The organism is Ruthenibacterium sp. (assembly GCF_017421385.1).
Classification (GTDB): domain Bacteria; phylum Bacillota; class Clostridia; order Oscillospirales; family Ruminococcaceae; genus Ruthenibacterium; species Ruthenibacterium lactatiformans.
The window spans coordinates 66391-80109 of the sequence record NZ_JAFOIN010000081.1; the positions used below are offsets into that span (position 1 = coordinate 66391).

General features: G+C 61.8%; 10 protein-coding genes and 1 pseudogene. 9 read left to right on the forward strand and 2 right to left on the reverse strand.

What is annotated here, in order from left to right; all coding sequences use genetic code 11:
* The first annotated feature begins 151 nt into the window (after positions 1 to 151).
* Both IIY41_RS14095 and IIY41_RS09425 read left to right on the forward strand, forming a co-directional pair.
* Positions 152 to 1942, forward strand: a complete 1791-nt coding sequence (locus tag IIY41_RS14095) for a peptide ABC transporter substrate-binding protein (protein ID WP_050005162.1) — start codon at positions 152 to 154, stop codon at positions 1940 to 1942.
* 222 nt (positions 1943 to 2164) lie between these two features.
* Complete coding sequence (locus tag IIY41_RS09425; protein ID WP_050005163.1) at positions 2165 to 2509, forward strand: helix-turn-helix domain-containing protein; 345 nt, start codon at positions 2165 to 2167, stop codon at positions 2507 to 2509.
* Positions 2510 to 2710: 201 nt separating this feature from the next.
* Here IIY41_RS09425 and IIY41_RS09430 read toward each other — a convergent pair whose 3' ends face one another.
* The gene (locus IIY41_RS09430; protein WP_050005164.1) at positions 2711 to 3382 is read right to left on the reverse strand and encodes an HAD family hydrolase; all 672 of its coding nucleotides are present in this window, start codon (positions 3380 to 3382) and stop codon (positions 2711 to 2713) included.
* 295 nt (positions 3383 to 3677) lie between these two features.
* Here IIY41_RS09430 and IIY41_RS09435 point away from each other — a divergent pair, with 295 nt between their 5' ends.
* From IIY41_RS09435 to IIY41_RS09450, 4 genes are all read left to right on the forward strand, one after another.
* Positions 3678 to 4748: a branched-chain amino acid aminotransferase gene (locus tag IIY41_RS09435; RefSeq protein ID WP_287400493.1), complete on the forward strand. Its 1071-nt coding sequence runs from the start codon at positions 3678 to 3680 to the stop codon at positions 4746 to 4748.
* Positions 4749 to 4966: 218 nt separating this feature from the next.
* Positions 4967 to 6328, forward strand: a complete 1362-nt coding sequence (trkA, locus tag IIY41_RS09440) for a Trk system potassium transporter TrkA (RefSeq protein WP_050005165.1) — start codon at positions 4967 to 4969, stop codon at positions 6326 to 6328.
* Positions 6329 to 6352: 24 nt separating this feature from the next.
* Entirely contained in the window at positions 6353 to 7810 is a 1458-nt protein-coding gene (locus IIY41_RS09445; protein ID WP_009323919.1) for a TrkH family potassium uptake protein, read from the forward strand.
* 149 nt (positions 7811 to 7959) lie between these two features.
* Positions 7960 to 9240 (forward strand): hemolysin family protein, encoded by a 1281-nt coding sequence (locus IIY41_RS09450; RefSeq protein ID WP_055080247.1) that lies wholly within the window; start codon positions 7960 to 7962, stop codon positions 9238 to 9240.
* Positions 9241 to 9590: 350 nt separating this feature from the next.
* On the opposite strand, the gene IIY41_RS09455 is transcribed toward IIY41_RS09450, so the two are convergent.
* Entirely contained in the window at positions 9591 to 11756 is a 2166-nt protein-coding gene (locus tag IIY41_RS09455) for an N-acetylmuramoyl-L-alanine amidase (RefSeq protein ID WP_287400495.1), read from the reverse strand.
* 224 nt (positions 11757 to 11980) lie between these two features.
* On the opposite strand from IIY41_RS09455, the gene IIY41_RS09460 reads away from it, so the two are divergent.
* The 3 genes and pseudogenes from IIY41_RS09460 (at position 11981) to IIY41_RS09470 (ending at position 13695) form a co-directional block, all read left to right on the forward strand.
* Positions 11981 to 12805, forward strand: a complete 825-nt coding sequence (locus IIY41_RS09460) for an MYG1 family protein (RefSeq protein ID WP_009323926.1) — start codon at positions 11981 to 11983, stop codon at positions 12803 to 12805.
* 14 nt (positions 12806 to 12819) lie between these two features.
* Positions 12820 to 13008: pseudogene (locus tag IIY41_RS09465) on the forward strand (GIY-YIG nuclease family protein); the annotation flags it as partial.
* 66 nt (positions 13009 to 13074) lie between these two features.
* A complete protein-coding gene (locus tag IIY41_RS09470; RefSeq protein ID WP_349190060.1) occupies positions 13075 to 13695 on the forward strand; it encodes a sugar O-acetyltransferase in 621 nt (206 codons plus the stop codon).
* Positions 13696 to 13719 lie beyond the last annotated feature (24 nt).

The window sequence follows — 13719 nt, forward strand, 5'->3', positions numbered from 1 at the left end:
TAATAAAGTTGCAAAAAAGTGACAATTTGCAAAAAAGCGTTGCGCGGCGCGTCCGCGCGTGTATAATTGTAAACAATTCACCTTGGGGCATGCTATGGGTGCGCCATGTGTGAAATGTTGAATAAACAATTTTTGAGGAGGAAAGTTCACTATGAAGAAACTGGCACTTGTGCTGGCCGTCGTCATGGTGCTGAGCCTGGGCCTGACGGCCTGCGGCGGCAGCACGTCCTCGACCGGTACTGCGAGCTCCGCTCCCGCGGGCTCTTCCTCGTCCGGTTCTGCTTCCGACGCCGCTCCGGCTTACAATCCGGATGCGCTGCAGGTCAAAGCTCTGGACGACAACACGCTGCAGGTCACGCTGACGGCCCGCACGCCGTATTTCCTGGAGCTGACCGCGTTCCCCGCGTATGCTCCCGTTCAGCAGGCGACTGTTGAGGCAAACGGCGAAGCCTGGGCTGTGGACGCTGCCACCTACATCGGCAACGGCCCCTACAAGATTGCTGAGTGGGTGCCCAGCTCCCACATCACGATGGTCAAGAACGAGAACTACTGGAACGTGGACAGCCTGGCTGGCCCGGACACCCTGCAGTTCACGCTGATGGAGGATGACGCAGCCCAGCTGACGGCATTCCAGTCCGGCGAACTGGATTTCATCGACGCTGTCCCCAACGATGAGATCGACGCGCTGTCTTCCACGCCGGAGTTCCACAAAGAGGGGCAGATCGGCACCTACTATGTGAGCTACAACACGCAGGCCGCTCCGTTTGACGATCCTCTGGTCCGCCAGGCGTTCACGCTGGCGGTCGACCGCGACTATATCTGCAAGCAGATCGGCAAATCCGGCCAGATCCCGGCCGGCGCGTTCGTGTCCGAGGGCCTGAGCGATGCTGCGGAAGGATCTTCCTTCCGCGAAGTGGGCGGCGACTATTATGACCCGACCGCCGGGGCCAACGAGGCCAATCTGGCCAAGGCCAAGGAGCTGCTGGCTGAGGCCGGCTATCCCAACGGCGAGGGCCTGCCCACCATCACCTATCTGTACAACGAAGGCACCGGCCATCAGCAGATCGGCGAGGCGCTGCAGCAGATGTGGGGCCAGCTGGGCGCCACAGTGACGCTGGAGAGCCAGGAGTGGGCCACCTTCCTGAACACCCGTAAGAACGGCGACTATCAGGTTGCCCGCAACGGCTGGCTGGGCGACTACAACGACCCCATCAGCTTCCTGGATATGTGGATCACCGGCGGCGGCAACAACGACGCCCAGTGGTCCAACGCCGAGTTCGACAGCCTGATCAAGCAGATCAAGTCCTCCGGCGACGCTGAGGCGCGCATGGAGATGATGCATCAGGCTGAGGACATCATCTTCGACGAGTGGATGCTGTGCCCGATTTACTACTATGTGGATATTTATATGGCCCAGCAGAACCTGGAAAACCTGAGCACCTCCCCGCTGGGCTTCAAGTTCTTCATGAACGCGAGCAACGGCACGGATACGCTGAAGGTTTGCACCGGCCCGGACCCCGACACCATCGACCCGGCGCTGAACAGTGCTGTGGACGGCGGCACAATGATTGACCACGCTTTTGAAGGCCTGTACACGGTTGCCTACGGCACCACCCCGACCCCGGGCCAGGCGGAGAGCGTTGAGATCAGCGAGGACGGCCTGACCTATACGTTCCATCTGCGCGAGGGCCTGAAATGGTCCGACGGCACCCCGTTGACGGCTCATGACTTCGTTTACAGTTGGCAGCGCGCTGTTGACCCGGCCACGGGCGCCGACTACGCGTATATGTTCGAGTGCATCGCCGGCTACACCGAGGCGATCAACGGTGAGGAGTATGTTGCTCCGGCCGCCGACGCTTCCTCTGCCAGCACCTCCGAGTCTGCTGCGGAGTCTGTTTCCGCCAGCACCTCTGAGAGCGCCAGCACTTCCGCTGCCGCGTAAGCAGCTGCTTTCTTACAACGCCGCATCTTCGGATGCGGCGTTTTTTTGTACCGGCATGCCTGGAGCGCCGGAAGGGCGGGGGCAAGAGTATCCCGCGAAGCGTTAAACTCATTGTATCACATATATTAACTTATAGCAATAATAAATTAGCTGTAAGTTTATTACAAAAGATTAACATTAGCTGTAAGCTAATATCAAAACACGACAACGGGACGGTGCGAGATGGACAATCGGGAGATCGGCACGCGCATCCGGCTTGCACGCCGGGACGCGGGGCTCACGCAGGAAAAGCTGGCGGAGAAGATCGGTGTATCCACGGTGTTTGTAAGCCAATTGGAATCCGGCAGCCGCGCGCCCGGGCTGGAGACGCTGGTAAAGCTCTCGCAGACGCTGCACGTAAGCCTGGACCTGCTGGTGTTGGGCGGCGCGCCCGGCGGAGACGCGGAAGCGTGTCTTGCTGCGTTGGTGCAGGGGCGCTCGCCCCGCCAGCGTATGCTGGCGGTCAGCCTGGTGCGAAGCCTGTTTGCAGAGATGGACCGTTTGGATGCAGAGCCGCCGGAATGCTGACGCATGCGTTTTTCGAAAAAGGCGGGAGAGCGCGGCCAGGGGAGCGGGTAAAACGCTGCGTGGAACGGATCTCCGGCAGGGAAACGGCCCTGTGCGCGGCCCGGCGGACATACGAAAAAACAGCCCGGGGAACAAAATGCTGTTCCGCAGGGCTGTTTTCTTTATACAATATTATTTTCGAGGAAAGCGGGCGGCGTTTTGTCACCGCTTTTGCAGGTCCGTCTGCTCCAGCAGGCGCGCAACATCCGTCAGCCCGGGCACGATGGCCCAGGCCAGCCGCTCCATTTCGGGTGTGGGCGGGTCCATGTCCGGCACCATCACAGTGAAGCACCCGGCGGCAGCGCCCGCCCGCACGCCGTTGTAGGAATCCTCCAGCACCATGCACAGCCCGGGCGGTGTGTCCAGTGCCGCCGCGGCTTTCAGAAAAATCTCCGGCTCCGGCTTGGAATGCGTCACCTGGTCGCCGCCGATGACGGCGGAAAAGTAACCGCGCACGCCGGCGGTCTCCAGATTGTGCAGCACGCGGGCGCTGTCTGTGGAGGAAGCAACGGCCATTTTGCAGTTCCGGGCGCGCAGCGCGTCCAGCAGCTCGAACAGCCCCGGCCGCAGCGGCACGCTGTGCTCCAGCCTTGCTTCCACCTCGCGCCATACCTCTGCGGACATGTCGTCGTAGGGGAACCCGGCGCCGAAGCGTTCCAAAAATGCACGGCGGCCGCTTTCGTAGTTGCGCCCCCGCAGCAGAGAGACATCCTCCGGCGTCATCGTCACGCCGTATTTGCCCGCCACGGCGCGCCACACCTCGTCTCCCAGACGCTCGGTGTCGAACATCAGGCCGTCCATGTCGAACAGGACGGCGCGGATCTGCTGTTCCATTGCTTTCCCAACCTCTCTTCATTCCTGTGCGGCCCGGCCGTTGCCGAACCGCTTTTCATTATACACGAAGCGGTGCGAAAAGCAAACCGCCCGCCGCGGGACGGTGGAGCGGAAATATGCCTTAGCGCGGAAAAAATGGCGGATTTACACATTTTCAGCGGTCTGCCCCTTGTAAAATGGCCGCAGGGCGGCTAAAATAGAGTAAAACCAGCCCCCGCGGTTCTTTTGCGCGCCGGGTGTGGAACTTTGCCGCTGTGCGGTTTTGCGCGCAGCCATCAATGGAAGAGGGAAAAGTATGCTGGACATCAAAGTGACAAAGACCACCGCGCCGAAGGCAAAGCCGGACGAGAAGCATCTGGGCTTCGGCAACCATTACACGGACCATATGTTCATCATGGACTACACCGAGGGCCGTGGCTGGCACTCGCCGCGCATCGAGCCGTACCATTCCCTGGAGCTGGACCCGGCCGCGTTGGTGTTTCATTATGCGCAGGAGTGCTTTGAGGGCATGAAAGCCTACCGTGCTGCGAATGGCCGCGTGCTGCTGTTCCGGCCGGAAAAGAACGCCGCCCGTATGCAGAGCACCCATAGGCGCCTGTGCATTCCGGAAATCCCCGTGGAGGATTTCGTACAGGCTGTCAAGGCGCTCGTCAGCGTGGACAAAGACTGGGTGCCCGGAGAACCGGACACCAGCCTCTATCTGCGCCCGTTCACCATCGCCACCGAGGCGCATTTGGGCGTGAAGCCCAGTGCAAGCTATCAGTTCATCATCATCGCTTCGCCCTCCGGTGCGTATTACGCGGAGGGCATGAATCCGGTGAAGATCTATGTGGAGGACGAGTATGTCCGCGCTACGCCGGGCGGTACGGGCTACATCAAATGCGGCGGCAACTATGCGGCCAGCCTGATCGGCCAGATGAAAGCCCATGACCTGGGCTACAGCCAGGTGCTGTGGCTGGACGGTGTGGAGCGCAAGTATGTGGAGGAAGTGGGCAGCATGAACTGCTTCTTCAAAATCGACGGCGTCATCCGCACCGCGCCCTGCGTGGGCACGGTGCTGCCGGGCATCACGCGCATGAGCTGCATCGAGCTGCTGGAAAAATGGGGCTATAAGGTGGACTGTGAAAGCCGCCTGCCCATCGCGGACGTCATCCGCGCAGGCAAGGAGGGCAAGCTGGAAGAGGTGTTCGGCACGGGCACAGCGGCGGTCATCAGCCCCGTGGGGGAATTGCGCTACGAGGACGAGGCGCTCACCATCAACGGCTTCCAGACAGGCCCTGTCACCCAGCGCCTGTACGACACGCTCACCGGCATCCAGTGGGGCACGCTGCCCGACGATATGGGCTGGACGCAGGAAGTGGAATAACGCGGGAACGGAACAAAACGAACGCGCGGCGGGCCTTTTTGGCCCGCCGCGCGGCTGCTTTACAGGGGAAACCGCGCACGAAGAGCCCCTTTCCTTGCAATACGTTTTTTTTGTGCTATAATACTCATGCGACAGGCGCATTCATAAAATCTTAATACCTTTGGAAAAACTTTAACACCGCGTTTATCTGCGCGGCCGGAGGGAAAAGGGACGGAAATATGCAGATCATTATTGTGGGCGACGGCAAGGTAGGCGTCGCCCTTACGGAACAGCTCTCCAGCGAGGGCCACGATATCACGGTTATCGACTCAAACCCCAAGGTGCTGGAGCAGAGCTTGGAATCCTATGATGTGATGGTGGTGCACGGCAACGGCGCGTCCATCGGCGTGCTGAAAGAGGCGGGTGTGGAAGACGCGCATCTGCTTATTGCCGCCACCAGCCGGGACGAGACGAACCTGCTCACCTGCATCGTGGCAAAAAAGCTGGGCGCAAAGCACACCATTGCCCGGGTGCGCAACCCCGAATATGCCGAGCAGCTGGTGCTGATGCGGGACGAGCTGGGCCTTTCCATGACCATCAATCCGGAGCTTGCGGCCGCGCGGGAGATCCATCACCTGCTGCAGTTCCCCTCATTTCTCAAGCGGGATTCCTTTGCCAAGGGCCGTGTGGAGATCGTAGAGATCCATGTGGGCGAGGATTCCAAGCTGGCGGGCATCCCGCTCAACCGCCTGTATGAGATCGCGCGGGTGCGCGTGCTTGTGTGCGTGGTGGAGCGCGGCGGCACCGTGCATATCCCGGACGGCAGCTTCACGCTGCAGGCGGGGGACAATATCTATGTCACTGCCGATTCTCAGGACCTTGCCCAGCTCATCAAGCATCTTGGCATTGTCAAGCAGAAGGTGCGCAACGCCATCATCGTGGGCGGCAGCCGCATCGCCTATTATCTGGCCATGCGCTGCCTGCACGCGGGGCTGGGCGTCAAGATCATCGAGCAGAACCATGAGCGCTGTGTGGAGCTGGCCGAGCTGCTTCCCAGCGCCGTCATCATCGAAGCCGACGGCTCCCGGCAGGACATTCTGGCTGCAGAGGGCATCAGCTCCACGGACGCGGTCATCACATTGACGAATATGGATGAGGAGAATCTCATCATTTCCATGTATGCCAGCCACATCGGGGTGCCAAAAGTCATCACAAAGGTGAACCGCACCGAATATGTGGAAGCCTTCAAGAGCATGGGCATCGACACGTTCATCAGCCCCAAGGCGCTGTGCAGCACGGACATCGTGCGCTATGTGCGCGCCATGCAGAACACCACGGGCGGCAGCGTTATTACGCTGCACCGCATGGTGGAGGGCAAGGCAGAGGCGCTGGAATTCCGCGCATCCGAGACCACGCGCCACCTGGGCGAGACACTTTTGGACATTCAGCTTAAGCCCGAGATATTGATCGCCTGCATCACCCACAAGGGACGCACCATCATCCCGCGGGGCAGCGACGTGTTCCAGGCCGGGGACACCGTCATCGTCGTCACGACGAGCGGCCAGCCCATCAACGACCTGAATGACATTTTTGCCGACTGAGGGCCGGCATTCCCGGAGGAACGAATGAACAAGAAAATGATCGGCAAGCTGGTTGGCGTGCTCTTTTTCCTGGAGGCGCTTTTCATGCTGCCAGCCATTGCCGTGTGCTTTGTTTACGGCGAGACGGGCGCACCCCTGCGGGGCTTTTTGTGGACGGTGGCGCTGCTGCTGGCGCTGTCCGGCGCGCTGTACGGCGTGTGTGCGAAGGCCACGCGGGAGTTTTACGCCAAAGAGGGCTTCATCATCGTGGCCCTGGGCTGGATCCTGCTCTCGGCCATGGGCGCGCTGCCGTTTTACATCTCGGGCGAGATACCGCATTATGTAGACGCGTTTTTTGAGACGGTGTCCGGTTTTACCACCACAGGCGCGTCTGTTCTGACAGACGTGGAGGCCATGAGCCACGGGCTGCTGTACTGGCGCAGCTTTACACACTGGCTGGGCGGTATGGGCATGCTGGTATTCCTGCTGGCCGTGGTGCCCACGGGAAAGGGAGCGGGTTACAGCATCCATCTGCTGCGGGCTGAAAGCCCCGGCCCCAGCGTGGGTAAAATGGTGCCCCGCATGCGCCAGACGGCCAGCCTGCTGTATAAGATATACATCGTGCTCACCGTCCTGTGCGTATTGTTTCTGCTGGCGGGCGGCATGCCCCTGTTCGACAGCCTGTGCACGGCCTTCGGTACGGCGGGCACGGGCGGCTTCGGCATCAAAAACAACAGCATGGCGGATTACAGCCCGTACCTGCAGAATGTGTGTACGGTGTTCATGGCGCTGTTCGGCGTAAACTTCAGCGTCTATTTTCTGCTTTTGCTGCGGGAGTGGCGCGGGGCGCTGCTGGACGAAGAGCTGCTTTTGTACGGCGGCATCATGCTTACGGCCATGTTTGTCATTGCAGCGGACATCACGCCGCTTTTCTCCGGCTTCGGCGAGGCGTTCCATCATGCGTCCTTCACCGTCAGCAGCGTGATGACGACCACGGGCTTCGCCACCGAAGATTTCAACCTGTGGCCGCAGCTCTCCCGGGCCATCCTGTGCATTCTGATGGTGGTGGGTGCGTCCGCGGGCAGCACGGGCGGCGGCATCAAGGTAGCGCGCCTGCTTCTGCTGTTCAAGAGCCTTGCAGCTGAGGTGCGCCGCATGCTGCGCCCGCGCAGTGTGAATGTGGTGCGCGTGAACGGCCGCGTTGTGAAGGACGAGGTGCTGCGCGGTGTGAACGTCTATATGGCAGCCTACTGCGCCATCGCGGTGGCCAGCTTTCTGGCCGTCTCCGTGGATGATTTTTCTCTGGAAACGAACCTGACGGCCGTGCTGGCATGCTTCAACAACATCGGCCCGGGGCTGGACCTCGTGGGGCCGGCCAGCAACTATTCCCTGTTTTCAACTTTTTCCAAGGTTGTGCTTTCGTTGGATATGCTTCTGGGCAGACTGGAAATATTCCCCATTATTGTGCTGTTCAGCCGCCATACCTGGAACCGCACGCGCTGAAAACCGGATACGGACGCCTCTGGGCGCGCCCGGCACAGGCTGCCGCGGCGCGTCTGTTTGCATTTTTGCACATTTTTTGTTATAGTATTTTTGTTTGCTTCCGGCCGCACGGCGGGAAGGGACCCTATTGATTTCAGGAGAGTGGTTTTTTGGATACCCCCGGCCCTGGTATGTACCTGGCACTGCTGCTTTTGCTGGCGTTCTCGGCGTTCTTCTCGGCAAGTGAGACGGCGCTTTCGTCGGTCAACCGCATCCGCATGAAGAATAAGGCGGATGACGGAGACAAAAAGGCGCAGCGCGTGCTGGGCCTTTCCGATGATTACGACAGGACGCTGTCCGCCATTCTCATCGGCAACAATGTGGTAAACCTTACTGCATCGTCGATCTCCACCGTCATTGCCACGTCGCTGCTGGGACAGCAGGGCGCGGCAGTGGCCACGGCCGTTATCACGGTGCTGGTGCTCGTCTTTGGCGAGATATTGCCCAAGAGCTTCGCCAAGGACCATGCGGAGCGCGTGAGCATGGCCATGGGCGGCCCGCTTTACATCGTCAAAACGCTGCTGGCTCCGCTGGTGTGGGTCTTTGTGCAGATCAAGCGCCTGTTTACAGGCCGGCGCTCCAGTGAGCTGAACGTGCAGCCTAGCGTGACTGAGGAGGAACTCAAAACCATCATCGACACCGTCGGTGAAGAAGGCGTGCTGGACCGCCAGGAAACAGACATCATCCAGTCGGCCATAGAGTTCGACAATACGACGGTGCAGGACATTCTGGTGCCCCGGGTGGATATGGCCGCGGCGGCGCTGGACGCGCCGCCGGAGGAGATCATCCGGCTGTGTGTGGAGGGCGGTTATTCGCGCATCCCGGTGTATGAAGGGACCATTGACAACGTGGTGGGCGTACTGTATGCGAAGGACCTGCTGGCCCGACTGGCCGCGGGAAAGCCCATCGAGCCCGCGGCGCTCAAACGGGACGTGCTTTTTGTTTACCGCAGCAAGCGCATCAGCGAGCTGCTGGCGGAGTTCCGCCGGGCAAAACAGCACATGGCCGTTGTGACGGATGAACACGGCGGCACGCTGGGGCTCGTGACCATGGAGGATATCCTGGAGGAGCTTGTGGGCGAGATCTGGGACGAGACGGACAAGGACGAAACGCCCATCCGGCAGCTGAGCGAGAACAGCTGGCAGGTGGAGGGCGACGTGAACGTGGAGGACTTTTTCGACGCCATCGGCTTCGTGGATAAAACGTTCGACTGCGACTACAACTCTGTGGGCGGTTGGGCGCTGGCCGAGCTGGAGCATATTCCCAGCGCCGGGGAAAGCTTTGGCTACAAGCAGCTTCATGTGACCATCCGCGCGGTGAAGGACCAGCGCATCGAGAGCCTGCTGGTGACGCGCGGCGAGCACGGCGGCGGGGACGCTCCGCCGGAATAGCTCCCGGGAGATGAAAAAGGGAGAGAAGTAAAAGAAGCGTCCGGGGAAAAAGCTGGCGGTGGCAAAGCCATGCATCTTTGCGCAGCAAAGTGCAAGCCACGCGGCGAATGCCACCCAAAAGAGGCGGAGGACCCCCTTTTTATTTAAAATAACCCCGCGGCGCCCCGCAGGGCTAATGCCGAGGCGTGTAGAGCGAAGCGGCAGCCGAAGGCCGCCGTGCGCGGCGAACGGGGCCGCAGGCCCTGTTCGCAGGCAGCTTGGCGCAAAAGCGCAGCTTTTTCGACAAGCTGGAACACCGCCGCCCCGCAGCCGAAGCTGCCGGGGCGGCGGTGTTTGTTTTTGCGCACGGTTCAGCCCGGCGGCACGCATTCCAGCACGCTGCGTGCAATGGCGTCCCCTGCGGCCCAGAGCTGCGGCTCGCTGGTGACGTTTTCGTATTCGGAGGGGTTCACCATAAAGCCCGCCTCCAGCAGAACTGCGGGACACACGGTGCTGCGTGTGACATAATAGTAGCCCCACTGAGCGCCCCGGTCCGGCCGGGAGGTGGCCTGCGTTACATTGCGCACCAGCGCCTGGGCCAGCGCTTTGCCCGCGGGGTAGAAGTAATAGCACTCGGTGCCCGTCTGCAGGTTCGCATCTACGGAAAGGTCGATGGAATTGTGGTGGACGGCGATGAAAAAATCAGGCTGGCCGGCAACAATGGCTCTGTTGCGCTCCTCCAGAGAGAGGAAGGAATCGTCTGTCCGGATGGTCTGCACCGTGGCGCCAAGCTGCTCCAAACGGTATTTTGCGGCCAGCGTCAGAGCCAGATTGACGTCTTTTTCCGCGGGCGCCCCGGCGCCCGCCGCGCCCATTGCGCCGGGGTCATGGTCACCGTGGCCTGCGTCCAGCAGCACGGCCACTCCCGTCAGAGGCTTGCCGAATACATCGCTGCGCACCGGCTGCTTTTTCAGGATGACCTGCGTGGTGCCGTCCGCATATTCCACGGTATGCCCCCAGACGGGCTGGGTAAAGGTAAGCGTGACGCGTGTGCAGCCATCGCCCGGATCCACCGCGGCGCTCTGCACCAAAGCGGAACCGGAAACGGCGAAATCCGCCGCGAAGTCCGCATCGTAAAAATCCATCACCAGCGCGCCGTCCACCATGTTGGTATAGGCCAGCGGTGTGCCGCTGCCCGCAAAGGTGAGCACCTCGCCCGTATCCGTCGCCGCGGCGGCCGCGCCTGTAAATGAGGCGCGGGGCGTTTCCGGCGGCAGCGGCTCTGCATTGTAAGCCAGCACAAAATCCCCGCTGGCAAGCTGATAGGCCCAGGTGCGCTTGCCGCCGCGCAGTGTTTCGGTGCAGGCGGCCACCGTGGCAACTGCGCCCTGGCGTACGGTCTCGCTGATGTTTCCGTCGGACGCGGGGTCATACAGCAGGCTGGCGATCCAGTTTCGGATGCGCACAGGCGTGCCCGGCTCCACTTCCGCAGTGTCGTCGTGGGGGACCTCCGTTGTGCCGCCGCTCCCGCCGCCTGCGGGCGCGGGCCGGTTCACGGTCACAGAGACGCTGGTTCCGCCCTGTGTGAGGGTATACACATTGCTGCCCTCTGCCACGTCCACCAGCACGCCGAAGGTTCCGCCCGGGCCGCGGTTCTCCACGGGTGTGCCGTTCAGCAGCAGCTCCTGCGCCGGGTCTGACGTGCCCATCACAAAGCAGGCTGAGGTGTAGACGGCCGCACCGTCCGCCGGATAGGATACCGCCAGTGTCCCGCCGGGCGTATACTCCAGCAGCGCAGGCCGCGCCGCACTGCCGTCCAGCGCGCTGGCCAGCACGCTGAAGGCCTCCGGCTGCGCCCGGCACCGCGCATAATCGAATACGGCGCCGTGGAAGCCGTCTGTGTCCAGCGAAGCAAGGAACAGGGACGACGGATCGTTGAAGGCGGCCTCGTCCGCGTAGAATACCGCCTGCCGGGAAATACTGTCGAACAGGGCGCTGCCTTCGACATACAGGCCTGCAACGGCATATTTTTTCTGCATACGCGCCAGCGCTGCCTCCCAATCCGCATTTCCGGAGAGCTCGGGCGTCACAGCGTACACGGCCAGCCCCGCCTGGGACGCCTGCTCACACAGTGCGCGCAGCGGGTCGTATTTGTGAAACAGGCTGTCGTCCGCCGCCGCGCCGGGCCAGGTCTCATAAGCGCGGTCGCGGAAAGCGATGCTGGACAATTCGGCGTCCGCAACGTCCAGAAACAGCGCGTTCAGCCCATGGGCCTGGGCATAGGCCGCCGCGTCTGCGAACAGCGTATTCAGAACCTCCGGCCCGCCGGAGGAGAGCCCGCCCGCAGATGTTGGATAGCTCCACGAGAGCCGCAGCCCCCGCAGCGTGCCCTGGGGCGCCGCCGCACTGGGCATATCCCGGCGCATGGCACGGGGCCACAGCAGCCACATGCCGGTTCCCAGCGCGGCCAGCAGCACCGCAGCCAGAACAAAAAGCACCACGCGGCCCGCACGGCGCCGCCTGCGTTTGAAATGCATCTTTGAAAACCCCCTTTTTTCCGCAGTTTACGGCAAAATAAAACAAAATACTGCCTTTACTATACCATAGCATACCCATTTTGTGTATCCAAATCGTATCCCGTGCAGACAGCCGGAGCCGCGTTTTTCGCCCTCCTGTGAAAAAACGGCTACCAAACACGCCCCCCATATGTTATGCTATGGGAGTAGATTTGATTTTATGGCACTTTAAAGGAGACGATATTTTGCAGATACCCGATACCGCATTTACCCACGGCGGAAAATTTCACGCCGACGATGTGTTCAGCGCGGCGCTTTTGAAGATATGCAACCCCAACATTGCCATACAGCGCGGCTTTGCGGTGCCTCAAGGCTTTGCAGGGCTGGTATTCGACATTGGGGACGGCCCGTTCGATCATCATGCCAAAAACAGCCCTGTGCGGGAGAACGGTGTGCCCTATGCGGCTTTCGGCCTGCTGTGGCGGGAGCTGGGGCCGCAGCTTGTCGGCCCCGTGGACGCGGGCCGCTTTGACGAGAGCTTTGTACAGCCGCTGGATCTGGACGATAATACGGGCTGCGGCAACCAGCTGGCCAATATCATCGCCGCGTACAATCCCCGGTGGGATGGCGAGGACCGTCCGGACGACTGCTTTGCACAGGCCGTGGCGCTGGCGCAGGATATGCTGGCTCACAAGCTGGAGGCCATCCGCAGCGTGCAGCGCGCCGCCGCCGAGGTGAACGAGGCGCTGGGCCGCATGAAGCGGCGCATCGTGCGGCTCTCCCGCTTCGCGCCGTGGAAGCAGCAGCTCATTCCCAGCAAGGCGCGTTTTGTGGTATATCCGTCCCAGCGGGGCGGCTGGGCGGCGCAGGCTGTGCCCGCGTCCTTTGGCTCGCCCGCGCTGAAGGTGCCGTTCCCCGCGCACTGGGCGGGTGCGTCGGAGCAGGAGCTGCCCGGTCTTTCGGGCATCGAGACCCTGCGGTTCTGCCACGCGGGGCGGTTCCTTGTCACTGCGGGCACGGAGGAGGACGCTGTGGCCGCGTGTGAGGCCGCGATGGAGCTGAACGGATAATGGATTGGGTGTACATGCTGGAGTGCGGCGACGGCAGCCTGTACACAGGCTGGACGAACGATCTGGCCAGGCGCCTTGCCGCCCACCAAAGCGGGCGCGGCGCGAAGTATACCAGGGGACGCGCGCCCGTGCGTCTGGTATATGCGGAGCAGTGTACGGACAAAAGCGCCGCTCTGCGGCGGGAAGCCGCTGTCAAGGCACTGCCGCGGGCGCGCAAGCTGGAGCTAGCGCGGCAATGGGAAACGGAGGAAAAAGCAATGGCTGTTGCGATGGATTCACAGGAAGCGCGCAGGCGTATGGAGGAAGGCCGGCTTTATCTGCCGGGGGACGAGGCTATCATGGCCGAACAGATGGACTGTCTGGAGAAGCAGTATGATTACAACGCCACGCGCCCTCACGAGCAGGAAAGGCGCGCCGCCCTGCTGCGGGAAATGTTCGCCCAGATCGGTGAAAACTGTTATATCGAGCCGCCGCTGCACGCCAACTGGGGCGGCCGCCATGTGCATTTCGGCAGCGGGGTGTACGCAAACTTCAACCTGACGCTGGTGGACGACGCCCATATTTATGTGGGCGACTGTGTGATGTTCGGCCCCAATGTCACGGTGGCCACGGCGGGGCATCCCATTGAGCCGGGCCTGCGCCGTCAGGCCATACAGTACAACGCCGACGTCCGCATCGGCAGCAACGTGTGGGTGGGCGCGGGCGCGGTCATCCTGCCGGGCGTGACCATCGGGGATGACACGGTCATCGGCGCGGGCAGCGTGGTGACGAAGGACATCCCGGCGGGCGTGGTAGCCGTGGGCTGCCCCTGCCGTGTGCTGCGCCCCATCGGCCCGCAGGACAGGGAGGCCTACTTCCGGGGCCGGAAGATCGACGTGCCGCTGGAATAGCGGTGCGCGGCATCCGGCACAGAA

Coding starts and splice junctions, on each gene's coding strand:
- IIY41_RS09455 (WP_287400495.1), bottom strand. CDS start 11,756: ATGCATTTCAAACGCAGGCGGCGCCGTGCGGGCCGCGTGGTGCTTTTT.
- IIY41_RS09425 (WP_050005163.1), top strand. CDS start 2,165: ATGGACAATCGGGAGATCGGCACGCGCATCCGGCTTGCACGCCGGGAC.
- IIY41_RS09470 (WP_349190060.1), top strand. CDS start 13,075: ATGGATTCACAGGAAGCGCGCAGGCGTATGGAGGAAGGCCGGCTTTAT.
- IIY41_RS09435 (WP_287400493.1), top strand. CDS start 3,678: ATGCTGGACATCAAAGTGACAAAGACCACCGCGCCGAAGGCAAAGCCG.
- IIY41_RS09445 (WP_009323919.1), top strand. CDS start 6,353: ATGAACAAGAAAATGATCGGCAAGCTGGTTGGCGTGCTCTTTTTCCTG.
- trkA (WP_050005165.1), top strand. CDS start 4,967: ATGCAGATCATTATTGTGGGCGACGGCAAGGTAGGCGTCGCCCTTACG.
- IIY41_RS09430 (WP_050005164.1), bottom strand. CDS start 3,382: ATGGAACAGCAGATCCGCGCCGTCCTGTTCGACATGGACGGCCTGATG.
- IIY41_RS14095 (WP_050005162.1), top strand. CDS start 152: ATGAAGAAACTGGCACTTGTGCTGGCCGTCGTCATGGTGCTGAGCCTG.